Annotated in this window: 19 protein-coding genes; 5 read left to right on the forward strand and 14 right to left on the reverse strand. The window is 46.9% G+C overall.

What is annotated here, in order from left to right; genetic code table 11:
• Positions 1-16: 16 nt before the first annotated feature.
• The 3 genes from CWB99_RS08255 to folB are packed head-to-tail and all read right to left on the reverse strand — an operon-like array spanning position 17 to position 1,657.
• Positions 17-820, reverse strand: a complete 804-nt coding sequence (locus CWB99_RS08255) for an undecaprenyl-diphosphate phosphatase (protein ID WP_138550424.1) — start codon at positions 818-820, stop codon at positions 17-19.
• Entirely contained in the window at positions 817-1,305 is a 489-nt protein-coding gene (folK, locus tag CWB99_RS08260; protein WP_138550425.1) for a 2-amino-4-hydroxy-6-hydroxymethyldihydropteridine diphosphokinase, read from the reverse strand. Before folK ends, CWB99_RS08255 begins: the two co-directional genes overlap by 4 nt.
• 1 nt (position 1,306) lies before the next feature.
• On the reverse strand, positions 1,307-1,657 hold the full coding sequence (gene folB / locus CWB99_RS08265; RefSeq protein WP_138550426.1) for a dihydroneopterin aldolase: 351 nt from the start codon (positions 1,655-1,657) through the stop codon (positions 1,307-1,309).
• A 109-nt stretch (positions 1,658-1,766) separates the two neighbouring features.
• On the opposite strand from folB, the gene plsY reads away from it, so the two are divergent.
• Positions 1,767-2,357, forward strand: coding sequence for a glycerol-3-phosphate 1-O-acyltransferase PlsY (gene plsY / locus CWB99_RS08270; RefSeq protein WP_138550427.1), 591 nt, complete (start codon positions 1,767-1,769; stop codon positions 2,355-2,357).
• Positions 2,358-2,367: 10 nt separating this feature from the next.
• Here the strand turns inward: plsY and tsaD are convergent, their stop codons facing one another.
• From tsaD to CWB99_RS08285, 3 genes are read right to left on the reverse strand one after another with little or no spacing between them, the layout of a single operon-like run.
• The gene (gene tsaD, locus CWB99_RS08275; protein ID WP_138550428.1) at positions 2,368-3,381 is read right to left on the reverse strand and encodes a tRNA (adenosine(37)-N6)-threonylcarbamoyltransferase complex transferase subunit TsaD; all 1,014 of its coding nucleotides are present in this window, start codon (positions 3,379-3,381) and stop codon (positions 2,368-2,370) included.
• Between the two features lie 35 nt (positions 3,382-3,416).
• A complete protein-coding gene (locus tag CWB99_RS08280; RefSeq protein ID WP_138550429.1) occupies positions 3,417-4,013 on the reverse strand; it encodes a YjaG family protein in 597 nt (198 codons plus the stop codon).
• Positions 3,997-4,329, reverse strand: coding sequence for a DUF2007 domain-containing protein (locus CWB99_RS08285; RefSeq protein ID WP_138550430.1), 333 nt, complete (start codon positions 4,327-4,329; stop codon positions 3,997-3,999). Before CWB99_RS08285 ends, CWB99_RS08280 begins: the two co-directional genes overlap by 17 nt.
• A gap of 63 nt (positions 4,330-4,392) precedes the next feature.
• Between CWB99_RS08285 and CWB99_RS08290 the strand changes: the two genes are divergently transcribed.
• The 3 genes from CWB99_RS08290 to CWB99_RS08300 all read left to right on the forward strand — a co-directional run bounded on the left by CWB99_RS08290 (position 4,393) and on the right by CWB99_RS08300 (position 7,392).
• Positions 4,393-4,791, forward strand: coding sequence for a DUF2721 domain-containing protein (locus tag CWB99_RS08290; protein WP_054014571.1), 399 nt, complete (start codon positions 4,393-4,395; stop codon positions 4,789-4,791).
• Between the two features lie 59 nt (positions 4,792-4,850).
• A complete protein-coding gene (locus CWB99_RS08295; RefSeq protein ID WP_138550431.1) occupies positions 4,851-6,377 on the forward strand; it encodes a DUF3369 domain-containing protein in 1,527 nt (508 codons plus the stop codon).
• A gap of 109 nt (positions 6,378-6,486) precedes the next feature.
• The gene (locus tag CWB99_RS08300) at positions 6,487-7,392 is read left to right on the forward strand and encodes a LysR family transcriptional regulator (RefSeq protein ID WP_054014569.1); all 906 of its coding nucleotides are present in this window, start codon (positions 6,487-6,489) and stop codon (positions 7,390-7,392) included.
• A 181-nt stretch (positions 7,393-7,573) separates the two neighbouring features.
• On the opposite strand, the gene ubiA is transcribed toward CWB99_RS08300, so the two are convergent.
• Together ubiA and CWB99_RS08310 are read right to left on the reverse strand one after the other, a co-directional pair.
• Positions 7,574-8,440 carry a 4-hydroxybenzoate octaprenyltransferase gene (gene ubiA / locus CWB99_RS08305; protein ID WP_138550432.1) on the reverse strand — a complete coding sequence of 289 codons (867 nt, stop codon included), beginning with the start codon at positions 8,438-8,440 and terminating at the stop codon, positions 7,574-7,576.
• A complete protein-coding gene (locus CWB99_RS08310; RefSeq protein WP_171045291.1) occupies positions 8,437-8,967 on the reverse strand; it encodes a chorismate--pyruvate lyase family protein in 531 nt (176 codons plus the stop codon). The genes ubiA and CWB99_RS08310 overlap by 4 nt, the downstream gene beginning before the upstream one ends.
• A gap of 179 nt (positions 8,968-9,146) precedes the next feature.
• Here CWB99_RS08310 and CWB99_RS08315 point away from each other — a divergent pair, with 179 nt between their 5' ends.
• Positions 9,147-9,518, forward strand: coding sequence for a flagellar basal body-associated protein FliL (locus CWB99_RS08315; RefSeq protein WP_432760826.1), 372 nt, complete (start codon positions 9,147-9,149; stop codon positions 9,516-9,518).
• A 34-nt stretch (positions 9,519-9,552) separates the two neighbouring features.
• On the opposite strand, the gene glpG is transcribed toward CWB99_RS08315, so the two are convergent.
• The 6 genes from glpG to CWB99_RS08345 all read right to left on the reverse strand — a co-directional run bounded on the left by glpG (position 9,553) and on the right by CWB99_RS08345 (position 14,834).
• A complete protein-coding gene (gene glpG, locus CWB99_RS08320) occupies positions 9,553-10,362 on the reverse strand; it encodes a rhomboid family intramembrane serine protease GlpG (RefSeq protein WP_138550435.1) in 810 nt (269 codons plus the stop codon).
• Positions 10,359-10,676, reverse strand: coding sequence for a thiosulfate sulfurtransferase GlpE (glpE, locus tag CWB99_RS08325; RefSeq protein ID WP_138550436.1), 318 nt, complete (start codon positions 10,674-10,676; stop codon positions 10,359-10,361). The genes glpG and glpE overlap by 4 nt, the downstream gene beginning before the upstream one ends.
• Positions 10,677-10,763: 87 nt before the next feature.
• Positions 10,764-11,789, reverse strand: coding sequence for an L-threonine 3-dehydrogenase (gene tdh / locus CWB99_RS08330; protein WP_138550437.1), 1,026 nt, complete (start codon positions 11,787-11,789; stop codon positions 10,764-10,766).
• Between the two features lie 78 nt (positions 11,790-11,867).
• Positions 11,868-13,064: a glycine C-acetyltransferase gene (locus tag CWB99_RS08335; protein ID WP_138550438.1), complete on the reverse strand. Its 1,197-nt coding sequence runs from the start codon at positions 13,062-13,064 to the stop codon at positions 11,868-11,870.
• A 172-nt stretch (positions 13,065-13,236) separates the two neighbouring features.
• Complete coding sequence (gene gmhB, locus CWB99_RS08340; protein WP_138550439.1) at positions 13,237-13,794, reverse strand: D-glycero-beta-D-manno-heptose 1,7-bisphosphate 7-phosphatase; 558 nt, start codon at positions 13,792-13,794, stop codon at positions 13,237-13,239.
• A complete protein-coding gene (locus tag CWB99_RS08345; RefSeq protein WP_138550440.1) occupies positions 13,791-14,834 on the reverse strand; it encodes a glycosyltransferase family 9 protein in 1,044 nt (347 codons plus the stop codon). The genes gmhB and CWB99_RS08345 overlap by 4 nt, the downstream gene beginning before the upstream one ends.
• Between the last annotated feature and the right edge of the window lie 26 nt (positions 14,835-14,860).

Raw genomic sequence — 14,860 nt, forward strand, 5'->3', positions numbered from 1 at the left:
CCCGCCATCAAAGCCATTACACCATCAGGAAAATCACCAGGAACAGACCCAGCAATAATCGGTAGATAACAAACGGTAACATACCCATGCGCTCAATCACCTTAAGGAAAAAGTGAATACATGCATAAGCGGAAATAAAAGATAAAATGGTGCCAGTCACAATGGCTGCCCAATCAATCACTTCATCTCCGGTGGCCAGCTTAAGCGTGTAATAGCCTCCTGCAGCGGCAATGATCGGGATCGACATTAAAAATGAAAAACGGGCCGCACTTTGCTTATTTAGCCCGAGCATCATACCGGCCGTCATGGTAATACCAGAGCGTGATGTACCGGGCAGTAAAGCTGCAACCACCTGCGCAAAGCCAATGATCAGGGCACTGCGCCAGTTGAGTTGATAAATGGTCTTAGTTTGCTTTGCTGTGGCATCGGCATACCAGAGTAAGAGACCAAAAATAATGGTAGTCGCCGCAATGACCCAGGCACTTCGGGCATATTCTTCAACCAGATCTTTGGCCAAAAAAGCAATTACCAGCCCCGGGATCGTCGCGATAATAATCCACCAGCCCAGGCGACTGTCTTCCGTTACACCTTGTGTGCCAAACGATTTAAACCAGGCACCCAGTATATCTGAAACCTCTTTGCGGAAGTAAATCAGTACGGCAGCTAACGAGCCAACGTGGACAGCCACATCAAACGCCTGTCCCTGATCCTGCCAGCCTAATATCTGCGAAGGCAAAATCAGATGCGCCGAACTGGAAATAGGCAAAAATTCAGTCAACCCCTGGATCAGAGCCAGTACAATGATTTCAATGATACTCATGATAAGGAAAACTCCACCTTCCATAGTTTTTGTTTTTGGTTGTCATACGCTTGCCAGATTTCAGCCATGCTGCAGCCCTGTACAGGGTGCACAAACTCAGGCGCAATTTCCGCCAGCGGCCTTAAGACAAATGCATTTTTGGTGATCTCATCTCGTGGCAATTGTGCAGGGGTATCGCAGATCATATCGTCGTAAAACAGGATATCCAGATCCAGTGTTCTGGGGCTGAACTTCTTATCCTGAGGCGTCCTGCCATTGTCACGCTCTATCTGCTTGAGCAAAGCGCATAAGTCTGGCAATGGCATATCCGTGTGCGTCGCAAACACGGAATTGTAGAAATTTTTACCGCTAAAGCCTACAGGCTCACTTTCATAGACATCTGAATGAATATAATCAGGAAAATACTCAATAAGGGCGCTCAGCCCCTGACGAAAATGACGATCACGCTCCACATTGGAGCCAATACTGATAAAAACGTGCGCCATGTTATCTTGTCCGCGTGATTTCCAGGCCAACAGTTTGTGCCTGAGGAACGGCTGCCGGCTTGCTGACCCTAATGGTGATTGCCTGAATAGCAAATTCTTGCAAAATAATGGCAGCGAGTTGCTCGACCAGTGTCTCCAGCAGTTCAACCCGGCTTGCCTCGGTATGTGCAATTACACGCTCACTCACTCTGGCATAATCCACGGCCAGAGTGATGTCATCCTGTTGCGCAGCAGCCGAGATATCGGTCTTCATCTCTATATCAAAGAAAAGGCTTTGTTTACTTTCTTTTTCAAAGTCGTAAACTCCTATTATGGTCTCGACGTGTAATTGCGAGATATAGACCGTGTCCATGTAAACTCCTGACATGACTGATTCGGATCGGCTTTTTCACGTACCCAGCCGCCTTGAAATAAAGCGACGATGATAGCCCAAATAACGGCAAGAAAAAATAAGGAAGCTTGTGATAGTCAGTTTAATATGTATTTGTGCTTATTTATTTGGTTCAATCTCTTCCGCGATTTTGATTTCGAGACTCTTTTCTTTGCCCGATCCCCGCTTTGCTGGTTCAAATAACCCAGGCGCAACCAATGTACTGCGTCTTGGCGGTAAATTCCCCGCCGTACTGGTATTAGTATTTGATATTCTCAAGGGCACCATTCCCGTTTGGGGTGCCTATTTTCTTGGTATTGAACCCATCTGGCTGGGCATAGTCGCAGTGTGTGCCTGCCTGGGTCACATTTACCCGGTGTTTTTTCATTTCAATGGTGGAAAAGCCGTTGCAACGGCCTTTGGTGCCCTACTGCCTATCGGGCTGTCACTGGGGGGAATGTTGATTGGTACATGGCTATTGATTGTCGCACTCACGCGCTACTCATCACTGGCCGCCATTGTCACAGTATTAGCTGCGCCAGCCTATACCTGGATGATCAAGCCTTTGTATACCCTGCCGGTGTGCTTTCTGACGCTCCTGATAATATTCCGTCACAGGGCCAACATACGTCGGCTCCTGAACGGTACCGAGCCAAAGCTCGGTAAGAAGAACGTAGACTAACTCTTCCCTCTTATAATGGTGGCAGGCTGTCTAGCGGCCAACGAGGTTGGGTTTTCATGCTCAACTCAGCGGTTTGGCCAGCTTTAAGGCGCTGCATACCCGCGTAAGCGATCATTGCCCCGTTGTCGGTACAGAATTCCGTTCTTGGATAGTACACTTTCCCTTTCATGCCCTGCATCATACGTTCAAGCTTGGTGCGTAGTTCCGTATTAGCACTGACCCCCCCAGCAATGATCAGGCGCTTTATGCCTGTTTCTTTCAACGCCCGTTTGCATTTTATAGCAAGTGTATCCACTACCGCCGTCTGAAAGGCATGGGCAATATCTGCTTTGGTTTGTTCATCATCGCCGGCCGATTTAATGGTATTGGCTGCCGCTGTTTTCAGGCCACTAAAGCTGAAATCCAGCCCGGGTCTATCAGTCATCGGGCGTGGGAACACAAACCGACCTGCCACACCTTTTGTCGCGAGTCTGGCCAACATTGGGCCTCCGGGATAGTCTAACCCCAGTAACTTAGCCGTTTTATCGAACGCTTCACCTGCGGCATCATCCACAGACTCTCCCAGCACCTCGTATTCACCGATGCCAGCCACCTTGACCATCATAGTGTGTCCGCCTGACACCAGCAGCGCAACAAACGGAAATTCAGGCATTTCTTCTTCCAGCATAGGAGCAAGTAAATGTCCCTCCATATGATGTACCGCCACAGCTGGGATATTCCAGCCAAATGCCAGTGAACGGCCAATAGAAGTGCCCACCAACAAAGCCCCCACTAATCCTGGGCCTGCTGTATAAGCGATACCATCCAGAGACTCGGGACCACAGCCAGCTTGTTTAAAAGCGGCTTCAATTAACGGAATGGTTTTGCGAACGTGATCTCTTGAAGCCAGTTCAGGCACGACACCACCATAATCAGCATGAACTTTTACCTGGCTATATAATTGATGTGCCAAAAGTCCCTGCTCATCATCGTAGATAGCAATCCCCGTTTCATCGCAAGAAGACTCGATACCTAAAATTCGCAATTTTGCTTCTCCACTTGTAAAAATTTGGACAAAAATCAGACTTCAATTGCCAGACCGATATTGGTCTGTCCATCGCTCAACGCCAATGCTTTGAGTGTTTTAACCGATTGATTATCGATCCGAGGCATGTCAGCGACACAATCAATCAGTGCGCCAAGTACTTCAATTTCGTACTGCATCAGAGGGTGTTCTCTAACCTGTTGATTGTCGGGCTGAATGTCTTCTGCTATTAACAAAAACTCAATGTATCTTGCGACGGTTGCCTGAGAGATCTTCGCCACATTGACAAACTCGCTCTCATCCTTACTCATCACACCCTGAATAAAACCAAGTAATGCGGTTGCCACATCGATCGCAGCATACGTGCCAAACATATCAAAATCTTTCAGCTCTGGAACATTGGGCTCAATCTTCTCGATTTGCTTTTCCAGACTGATTTTACTTTTTGGCAAAAGCACTTTTTCCCAGCATACATTTAGCGCACTGCGCAATATTGCCTCTTCGCCGAATCCAGTTGCTTCACTGAACAGGCCATAATTGGGCAGCATGCGTTCCAGTATGGCCGCGGCAAGAACAGCCTTTTGTAAATAATTTAGCTCTCTGATGCGCTGAAAATTATTTGCTTTCGTCATAGCTTTTTCCACAGTGCCAGCAATATTGAAATCCTGAACCATTGTGTTCAGAACAGCCGCGGCACTGCCAATCTTCCGATAAGTTATTTTGCCGGTAGTTTACCAAGATTTCTTCCGCCTCGGGTACTTTTATCGCGCAGACAAATATTTTTATTGTCTCCTGACAAAATGGTATCTCTCCCAATGCGGTGGCAAGCACTGCACCCTCGACATGTGTTTTGAGTCTCGCCTGTGTCAGCAAGCCCAAAATAATATGGGCTTCTAACGGGTTATCCGTGCGATAAACACACGTCCAGTCAAACATTGCATTACTCATCGCCGGACTCCAAAATTTTGCTATGATAATCACTATTGTAGCGTGCTTATACGGAGTACAAAAATGACGCTCACCACACCCGGATTGTTGTTCCCCGCAATTTCCCTGCTGCTACTGGCATATACCAATCGGTTTTTAGTCCTGGCACAGTTGATCAGAGAATTAAACGCCAGAGAAGGTGAACACCTCAGACCGCTGGTTATTGCCCAAATTGATAACCTTAAAAAACGTATCAAATTGATTCGCCTGATGCAGGTATGGGGGGTCATCGCCTTTTTACTGTGCACCTTGTCGATGTTTGCACTGTTTATCGACGTGGCAGTCTTTGGCGTGATCTTGTTTGGCGCTAGCCTGTGCTGCCTGACACTCTCTTTGCTGCTTTCCTTGTACGAGATCCACATTTCCTGTGATGCCATTGCGATAGAACTTAACAATATTGAAAAAAAGCCAATACAAGATTAAGCAACTCAGTTTTTTGCTGGCTATACTAACAGAGAATGCATACAAAGCAGAGGTTCTATGTGAGCAGTTTTCTCTTTTCAAATGAGCCACTTAAGGATGACGAGCAAATTACCATAGATAATGCATATTGGGATATCCTGGTGGTCGATGACGAAGAAGACATTCACCAGGTTACCAAACTGGTGCTGTCGGACTTCCGGTTTGAGCAAAAGCCACTGCGCTTTCATCATGCATATTCAGCCAAACAGGCAATGGACATACTAAACTCGGAGGAGTCCATTTCTGTTGGCTTAATTGATGTTGTGATGGAAAGTAACCATGCGGGCCTGGATCTTATCAAATTCATCCGTAACGATATGGCCAACCATGATATTCGCCTGATTCTGCGCACGGGGCAACCTGGCGAGGCACCGGAAGAGTCAGTCATCCGCGACTACGACATTAACGATTACAAAAACAAAACCGAACTGACAGCAGTCAAATTAAAAACCTTACTCTATTCAGCATTGCGCTCCCACCGAGATATTCAGACAATTGAGCGACATAAACAGGGTCTCGAACGCATTATCGATGCATCGTCCAGCTTTTTGAAGTGTAATAATGTTCAGGACTTTGCATCTACTATCTTGTCTCATGTTGCCGATGTCATGGGTCTGAGCGATTCCGACATTTATTGCGCAGCCGCAGTAAACAAGCAAAATGGCGCTGGCGCTGAATTTCAGCTACTCGCAGCCTCTGGGGCTGGCATAGAACCAGAGCAAACCGCACTACCAGATAAAGTAAAAAGCCGTTTTATTGAAACGCACAATCGCAAAACATCCAGCAAGTCGGACCATGAATATGTGGGTTACTTTACCAGCCAGGCTGGACTAGAGACTATGCTGTATGTCAGTAAAAATGGTCTGTTACAGCCTACCGACTGTCAGTTACTTGCGTTTTTTGCTAATAATATTGCCCTTGCATATGACAATCTGAACCTCAGAGAAACGGTCAAAGAATCGCAAAAGGAGCTCTCCTATATTCTCGGAGAAGCGGTTGAAAAGCGCTCCAAAGAAACAGGGTCACACGTTAAACGGGTGGCACATTACAGTTTATTACTGGCCAAATTGGTTGGATTGAACGACTATAGGGCCGAAATTATCAAGCTTGCTTCACCCTTGCACGATATTGGAAAAATAAGTATTCCGGACGTCATTCTTAATAAACCGGGAAAGCTGAATGACGAAGAATGGGCAATAATGAAGACTCATGCTCAACAAGGTTACGAAATACTAAAAAACTCAACAAATGATATTTTGCAATGTGGCGCGATCATCGCTCATCAACATCATGAAAAGTGGGACGGCAGTGGTTATCCTCAAGGCCTGAAAGGTGAGCAAATAGACATCGCCGGGAGAATTACAGCGCTTGCAGATGTGTTCGATGCACTGGGCAGTGTTCGATGTTACAAGCCTGTTTGGACACTTGAAGAAATTCTAACAGAGATAAAAAGTCAGCGTGGTCAACAATTTGATCCTAAACTGGTTGATCTGTTTGTAGAAAATCTGGAACAATTCGTCGCAATACGTGATCAGTACCCAGATTAGTTTTTGTAAGCGAAATGTAAAAAATTCACTTGGATGTTTCTCTAAACTGTATTAGTATTAGGGAATCAACGTTGTCATTGCATTTTTGTTGAAATAAAAGGAATTTCACATGAGATTTGAACAACTCGAGCAATTCGTTGCTTTAGGCAATTTACGCCACTTTAGGCAAGCCGCAGAACAAACCAATATCAGTACTTCCGCACTCACCAGAAGCATTCAGACACTGGAAGATGAAATTGGCTGTGAACTTGTCAAACGTTCTACCCGTTCCGTCAAACTGACCGAGCAAGGCGAGCTTTTTTTAAATTATTGTAAGTCGACCTTGTCGGAATTAGACATAACCAGAAACACTATCAAACAAAGCTTGTTTGGTCGTGATCAACAGCGCGTTGTTGTTGGTTACACTGCACAAGCAAGTAGCATAGTGCCAACGTCATGTGGACAGTTTTTGGCGGATTTCCCCAACGTCAAAGTTGAAATGCAACTTTTAAGTGAACACGATCTACTTCGCAAGCTTCAGCTTGGTGAAATCGATATCAGTGTTTACCTGGAATCTGCAACCAGCTTAGTGAGTGATATCCACCTGCCCGACCAACTTGTTTTGTTTGTTGCTAAACAACATCCACTGGCAACACAAGACAGTATTCGTCGCAGCGAGCTTGCTCAGTACCCTATGTATGGCTGTTTTTCTCAGTCAAAACAGGTGCAGAACATGCTCAATGAGGCGGTTGAAGGGCTTAACAAGTCAACCAATGTCAAAATCGGTAACATCAGCCAGGTGATTGATGGACTGAAGAATAGCCAAAGCTTTGCAATTGCAAGCATTGAACATTCGAAAGTCATTGCGCAGGACCCTGAGCTAATCTTACTAAAGACTAACAAGGATGCGAGTCATGAACAGATTGTCGTGCAAACCAGTCACCAACTTGGTAGTGGTTCACACGTCAGTAACTTGTTGTCATTAATTGAACAAACAGCACAGAAAAATGCGGTTGCAACAGCCGTAAACAGTTAACCACTATGGCTAACCGTTTTTCTTGTCCTGTTTAGTTAAATGGGAGTTTTGAGCGAGTTTTAAGCAATACACTCAGTTCGAATGGCGATATTTTGGGCCTTAAGAACGGAGTCAGAAAGTAAAAAATTCGCTCACCCTCATCCTTCTTAACGTTTGTACAGCCTATCGTTTTGTTCGCTGATTAAACCCCAGCCACCACACCTGCAAACATCGCCAGGCCAACATAATTATTGCTCAAAAATGCTTTAAAGCACTTATCTCTGCTTCTGTCATTGATCTGCCATTGTAGTTTTGCAAGCCAGCTCCCGGCAACTGCAAACCCAACCCAGAACCACATTGACATACCGACCTGAGCTGCTACCCAGGCCATACATGCCAGAAAGGCGACATTCAACCCTGCGATCACGTGTCTGTCCCAGCGCCCAAACAAAATGGCTGTCGACTTGATCCCGACGACCACATCGTCATCTTTATCAACCATGGCATACTTAGTATCGTAGGCAACCGTCCAAAGCAGGTTCGCAATAAACAGCACCCAGGCAATCACAGGGACTGTCTCCTGAACCGCCATAAAGGCCATTGGGATCCCCCAACTGAACGCAGCCCCTAACACAACCTGAGGCAGGTGGGTGTAACGCTTCATAAAGGGGTAAATACTCGCCAGTGCCAGGGCACCAAACGACAGTAAAATAGTCTGCCAATTGAGCATCAGGACCAGGATGAAAGAAGCACCAATGAGTGAGGCAAATAAGGTCAGTGCCTCACCTTCACTCACAGCCCCCCTGGCCAGGGGCCTTTGTGCTGTTCTTTTAACTGCACCATCCACTTTACGATCAGCAAAGTCATTGATTACGCAGCCTGCGCTGCGCATCATGAAAGTACCTAAAACAAATATGAGCAACATATGCCATTGTGGCACACCGCCGGATGCTATCCATAAACTCCAAAGCGTGGGCCACATCAGCAACAAAGTGCCGATCGGCTTCTCAACCCGCATTAACTGTTTGTATTCTTCGATGTGATCAGCTCGAAGCCGGGATAGCTTCATACCTTAACTCCATTCAGGAATATCTCGCACACCAGTACTTTGCTATCCTGGCGCGTAAATACACTGCGCCTGGCAAAACAGATATCGCTGCCTAATGTGTCTTTACTTGGTAAGAATGACGGTAATGTCTTTTTTTGTAACTTGGTTACCTCAATCTCACCCCGTTGCCATGCCTGCTGATCGAACAAACGCTCACCCAGCGGCGTGTTACCTATATTGTTCAGCCCGAGTGAATTCGCGCTCTCTGGGATCCAGCTTTGCCCATACACCACTGGGATATCATCACAATATAGCACGACCTCACGACATAGCGCGCGGTCACACTTGAGGATATCCTGCACCTCACGCTCCAGTTTACACACTTGTTCGCTGAGCACTTCTACATGCAAAGCGCCACACTGGGAACGCAGCAGGGCTGTCAGAGAGCCAGTCTCACACAGCAACGGGTGCAACCTGTCTGGGATGATGTCCTTATACCGGGCAAGTGGTACCCAGCTTGATCGCAATAAATTTGGCAGATTAAACAAGTCGATAATTCAATTCAGGTAATAACCGCGTCATAATAGCAAAGCTTACTCCGGCAAAAAAGTTTACCTTTCCCCAACTCACTGCTGTTCATAAACTGGTTTTACGTATAAACTAATCCTATTGTTGGTATTTAGTTAAGTATTTTCAGGCTATTATGAATCGTATCTGTGTCGCGTTGATGGCAATTGTGCTGATTTGTGTGAGTACAAACTTACGCGCTGAATCAACCGTTGGTTACTTCGGATTTGAGCCTGACATCATTACGAACTATATCGGACAATCTAATAAAAAGCTGGGATATGTGCGCGTCACGGTCGATCTAATGCTCGATGACGTAAGCAATATCGCGGTTGTCGAACACCATACCCCATTACTGCGTGACGCCATTGTCCAGATATTAAGTAAAGAGCCAGAAGAAACAATAAAGTCACTAACCGGACGTGAAGAAATTCGCCAGCGTTGTGCTGAAAAGCTTAAAACCTTATTAAAAGAAGAAACCGGACAAGAAATCATCCGGGAAGTGTTGTTTACTAAATATTTATATCACTAGGCACACCAAGTGGGCCTGCTGATCAGCCCAATACTCAATCTCGGACTCGGATTAACATCGCCACACCGATACCGGCAAGTAAACCAAACAAATGCGCCCAGTTTGCCATGTTGATAAACAAGACATCTGTAAAACCCAACACCATCCAAACCAGCATAAATCCAACAACGGGCGTACCAATCAACGGCGGTGATTTAGGGTGTAGTACCGAGTGGATCCAGCAAAACCCTAACAGGGCATAAACCACGCCACTGAGTCCCCCAAAGTTAGCATCTGCCAGCAGATACTGCATCCAGTTACTCAGCAAGGCGCCAGCAATGAAAATTGCACTCAACACCCAGTTTCCTAAACGACGCTCTATCAAGCTACCCAGATATACCCACCAGGAAAGGTTGAACACCAGGTGCAATAAGCCAAAGTGCAAAAAAGCTGGTGTGACCCAGCGCCAGGGTGTGTGAGGATCAAACTGAAAGGTGCTAAAGACAAGCTCAACACCATACACATAGAAACTCAGAAAAATACCCAGCGAGATAATAAAGACAGCTTTGAGGATCCAACTCAGTTGGCAAAAGCGGCGCCACAAATTCAGCTTAGTTCCCTGGTATATCAAAGGTGAATCTTTAGGAGACAGCTGCCAGGAGGCAGCAAGATATTTGTCGTGATAGGGGTTGGCAACAAATTCCTGCCAAATTTCATTTGCCTGAACCCATTGTTCAGCACTCACCCATACTGACGAAACGTGCCCATCTTCACTGACAACACGGCATTCAATATGCTGAGTCTTCAGATAGTCTGCGACTCCCTGAACCGCACGCGGGTTATTGTGGGAGCCTAACCGTTTCATTTTGCTACGCTATCAGGCAGTTCCAGTGCCCACTGTGTGAAGCCGCCATCCATGCTGTAGACGTCTTCAAAGCCTTGCTCAGCGAGATAATTTGCAGCACCTTGTGAGCTGATACCGTGATAGCACACGACAATGATAGGCTGCTCAAACTCTTTTTCCTGTAAAAAGTGTCCCAGATTATCATTAGACAGGTGCTCGGCGCCGGGAATGTGTCCCTGTGCAAACGAGTTAGCATCGCGAATATCCGCAATGACCAGATCCGATTTCGCCAACATGTCTTTCGTTTGGGCCACTGAAATATGTTTAAAACTCATAATACTCTCAATTCATTAAGCAGACACAAAAAACACCTCGTTGATGGCCACAGGCCCGAGGTGTTTTCAACAAGGTAAGATTGGACCTTAATCCCAGTTTAAGATCACTTTACCCGATTGACCAGAGATCATCGTATCAAAGCCCTGCTGGAACTCATCAACGTGGAACTGGTGGGTAATGATCGGCTCCAGGTTCAAGCCCGACTGGATCAAGCTGGCCATTTTATACCAGGTTTCGAACATTTCACGACCATAGATGCCTTTGATCACTAAGCCCTTAAAGATAACCTGATTCCAGTCTACCGCCATATCACTTGGTGGAATACCTAACATGGCGATTTTACCACCATGGTTCATGTTATTCAGCATGCTATTAAATGCCACAGGTACACCCGACATTTCCAGGCCAATATCAAAGCCTTCTGTCATGCCCAGCTCTGTCATTACATCTTCAAGCTTTTCTTCGGCAACATTCACGGCACGGGTGGCACCCATTTTGCGCGCCAGCTCAAGACGATATTCATTCACGTCGGTGATCACAACATGACGGGCACCCACATGCTTAGCGACAGCGGCAGCCATAATCCCAATCGGGCCTGCCCCCGTGATCAAAACATCTTCACCAACCAGGTCAAACGACAGCGCTGTGTGCACCGCATTACCAAATGGGTCAAAAATAGAGGCAAGTTCGTCTGAGATGTTATCCGGGATCTTAAACGCGTTGTACGCCGGGATAACCAGATACTCTGCAAAAGAGCCCTCACGGTTTACCCCAACACCAATTGTGTTGCGACACAAATGGACGCGACCACCGCGGCAGTTACGACAGTGACCACAGGTAATATGGCCTTCGCCCGATACGCGGTCGCCAATCGCAAAGCCACGCACTTCCTGACCCATGTCGACCACTTCACCCACGTATTCGTGCCCAACCACCATAGGGGTTGGAATGGTGTTCTGCGCCCATTCATCCCACTTATAAATATGGACATCGGTACCACAAATGGCGGTTTTACGGATTTTGATCAGCAGATCGTTATGCCCCACTTCCGGTTTGGGCGCATCCGTCATCCAAATCCCTTCTTCTGCTTTTAACTTGGATAATGCTTTCATGTGTTTTCACTCGTTAGAAACACGCAAGCCTGTGGCTTGCGTTAAAATTCGCTTATAGCTGAACGCCATCAGGAGTTATTAGATGACACCTAGCTCTTTACCGATGCGGATAAAGGCATCAATCGCTTTGTCCAGCTGCTCTGTGGTATGCGCCGCAGAGATTTGAGTACGGATCCGTGCCTGGCCTTTTGGTACCACAGGGTAAGAGAACCCAATCACATAAATACCTTCAGCAAGCAAACGGTCCGCCATATCCGATGCCACCTTTGCATCGCCCAGCATCACAGGAATAATGGCATGATCTTTACCTGCACAGGTAAAGCCTGCCGCTTCCATCTTAGTACGGAAGTGTGCGGCATTTTCCCACAGCTTGTTACGCAGTGCCTGGCCTTCTTTCATCATATCCAGCACTTTGATTGAAGCTGTGACAATAGACGGAGCCAGCGAGTTTGAGAACAGATAAGGACGAGAACGTTGACGTAACCACTCTACAATCTCTTTTTTACCTGATGTATAGCCACCTGACGCGCCGCCCAGGGCTTTGCCTAAAGTACCTGTGATGATGTCAACACGATCCATAACACCGCAATACTCAGGCGTACCGCGGCCATTTTCGCCAACAAAGCCCACGGCGTGAGAGTCGTCGACCATGACCAGAGCATCATATTTATCCGCCAGATCGCATAGCTCAGACAGGTTACAAATAACCCCATCCATTGAGAACACACCGTCAGTTGCAATCAGCTTAGTTTTTACGCCCGCCTCATCTGCTGCGATCAGCTGCTTTTCAAGGTCAGCCATATCATTGTTTGCGTAGCGGAAACGTTTTGCTTTACACAGACGCACGCCATCAATGATAGATGCATGGTTCAGTGAATCCGAAATAATTGCATCATCCGGACCTAAAATGGTTTCGAACAGACCCGCGTTGGCATCAAAACACGAAGAATACAGGATGGTGTCTTCGGTTTGCAGAAAATCGCTGATTTTGGCTTCCAGTGTTTTATGGATATCCTGAGTACCACAGATAAAGCGCACAGACGCCACACCAAAACCATGATCATCCAGACCACGCTGAGCAGCCGCAATCAAGTCTGGGTGATTGGCCAGACCAAGGTAGTTGTTTGCACAGAAGTTGATAACACTTTCGCCAGTTGATACTGCGATTTCTGCTTGCTGCTGAGAAGTGATCACACGTTCTTTTTTGTATAAACCCTCAGCTTTTACTTCTTCAATCTGTTGCTGAAGCTGGCTGAAAAATGCCGCTGCTCTCATCGGGAGTCTCCATTAGTTGCACGGAGTGTGTACACCAGGCACACACTAAAACGCCGATATCGTTTAAACTCAATACCGGCTGTGTCATTTAGATCATTGTTTATATTTTAAAAGGTTCGCACCTTAATTGCACGGTTTGTGATTATCTTGTTCACCAGCGTATTGTAAACGTTTATGAGATAAACGGTGGTACATCAATAACCTGACGAAGTGAGCTACACACATAATCAGCCGTTGCCCGCACTTCTTCTGTGAAAGTCTGACCAGATTCCACCAATATCTTGGTTGCCACGCCTGCAGCCTGCGCTGCCTGCATGTCTGATCCTTTATCTCCAACCATCACACTGCGCTTGGGATCGATATCAAACTCTTCAATAGCCTGAAGTAACATTCCTGGATTGGGTTTACGACAGTCACATTCTCGCTGGTAGGGAGGCTGGGCCTTATGTGGATGATGAGGACAAAAATACACACGCTCAATCTCTATGCCATGGGCCAGAAACTGCTGGCACATCCAGTCTGTCAGCTGCTCAAACTGAGCTTCGTCATAATAGCCTCGACCGATACCTGACTGATTAGTGACGACGATAAGTTTGTAGCCCTGAGCCTGAAAGAGCTGACATGCCTCAAACACGCCATCAATAAATTGAAAATCTTCAATCTTGTGGACATAGGCATGGTCTTGGTTGATCACCCCATCTCTGTCCAAAAATACGGCTTTGTGTGTCATAACTGTTCCTGCTGTACTACATGATCGAACATCTGGGTCACCCGCTCAACAGAGATCTGACTCATCAAATCGCCGCCCTTCACACGAGTGCCCCACTTAAGCTGCTGTGCCGTTTTGCCCTTTTGTGCCAAGACACTGTCATGGTATACCTCGACCACATAATCCTGATAGAGGTATGGACCGGTGCGTTTAGGGTTAGAGTGAGCGTATAAACCAATCACGGGCGTACCAACCGTCACCGCCATATGGGCAGGTCCGGTGTCTGGCGCCAACACCAGCTGTGCCTGCTCTAACACGCATAGCAAGGCTTTTAGTTTGGTTTTACCAACCAGGTTCACAATATCGCATTGAGCATGGCGCAGTATTTCATCACTGAGGTTACGCTCGAGTTCGGTCGGCCCACCAGTCAGCACGACATTAAAACCTTGCGCCGCGGCATGATTTGCCAGTGCAGCATACCGTTCTGGCAACCAGTTTCGTTCGGCTTTACTGGCCGCGGGAGAAATGACAAAGATGCGTGTCAGCCCGTGTAAAAGTGCGCTTGCCTCTTGCTTATCTGCATCACTCACCGGCATTTCCCAGCGTGGGGCGTCACACTCTGCACCTATCGCACGGGCAAAGTTTTGAAACCCTTCCAGCACATGCGGTTCACTTTGTGGCTCAATGCGCTGGTTGATCACCAGTGAATGCAGCTCTTTAGAGCGACCCTTATCAAAGCCAATTTTAACTTTTGCAGGAATACACCGGGCGGCGAGGTTGGCGCGAAACGCCACCTGCATGTGCAGAAGCACATCGAACTTGTGTCCTTTAAACCGGGCTTTTAGCTGCTTAAACACCGCTTTGCCCTGCTTTTTGTCAAAAATAACAAACTCCACCCCAGGCAGATCCGCCAGTAGCATGGCTTCAACCTTGCCAATCACCCAAGTGATCTTTGCCTGAGGGTGCGCCCGCTGAATCGCCTGAACCGCTGCAACGGCATGGCATACATCACCAATGGCCGAAAGCCGAAGAATACAAATAGAAGAAATTGCCTGAGACACACATTTCGCCTGTAACTGAAAATAAG

Origin of the sequence: Pseudoalteromonas rubra, assembly GCF_005887095.1 — a bacterium.
Lineage (GTDB): Bacteria > Pseudomonadota > Gammaproteobacteria > Enterobacterales > Alteromonadaceae > Pseudoalteromonas > Pseudoalteromonas rubra_E.

Bases quoted from the DNA above. Each gene is read 5' to 3' on its own strand.
- gmhB (WP_138550439.1), bottom strand. From the start codon at position 13,794: ATGACACACAAAGCCGTATTTTTGGACAGAGATGGGGTGATCAACCAA.
- CWB99_RS08290 (WP_054014571.1), top strand. From the start codon at position 4,393: ATGACGCTCACCACACCCGGATTGTTGTTCCCCGCAATTTCCCTGCTG.
- CWB99_RS08315 (WP_432760826.1), top strand. From the start codon at position 9,147: ATGGCAATTGTGCTGATTTGTGTGAGTACAAACTTACGCGCTGAATCA.
- CWB99_RS08300 (WP_054014569.1), top strand. From the start codon at position 6,487: ATGAGATTTGAACAACTCGAGCAATTCGTTGCTTTAGGCAATTTACGC.
- folB (WP_138550426.1), bottom strand. From the start codon at position 1,657: ATGGACACGGTCTATATCTCGCAATTACACGTCGAGACCATAATAGGA.
- glpE (WP_138550436.1), bottom strand. From the start codon at position 10,676: ATGAGTTTTAAACATATTTCAGTGGCCCAAACGAAAGACATGTTGGCG.
- CWB99_RS08285 (WP_138550430.1), bottom strand. From the start codon at position 4,329: ATGAGTAATGCAATGTTTGACTGGACGTGTGTTTATCGCACGGATAAC.
- CWB99_RS08280 (WP_138550429.1), bottom strand. From the start codon at position 4,013: ATGACGAAAGCAAATAATTTTCAGCGCATCAGAGAGCTAAATTATTTA.
- CWB99_RS08335 (WP_138550438.1), bottom strand. From the start codon at position 13,064: ATGAGAGCAGCGGCATTTTTCAGCCAGCTTCAGCAACAGATTGAAGAA.
- CWB99_RS08255 (WP_138550424.1), bottom strand. From the start codon at position 820: ATGAGTATCATTGAAATCATTGTACTGGCTCTGATCCAGGGGTTGACT.
- tdh (WP_138550437.1), bottom strand. From the start codon at position 11,789: ATGAAAGCATTATCCAAGTTAAAAGCAGAAGAAGGGATTTGGATGACG.
- folK (WP_138550425.1), bottom strand. From the start codon at position 1,305: ATGGCGCACGTTTTTATCAGTATTGGCTCCAATGTGGAGCGTGATCGT.
- ubiA (WP_138550432.1), bottom strand. From the start codon at position 8,440: ATGAAGCTATCCCGGCTTCGAGCTGATCACATCGAAGAATACAAACAG.
- glpG (WP_138550435.1), bottom strand. From the start codon at position 10,362: ATGAAACGGTTAGGCTCCCACAATAACCCGCGTGCGGTTCAGGGAGTC.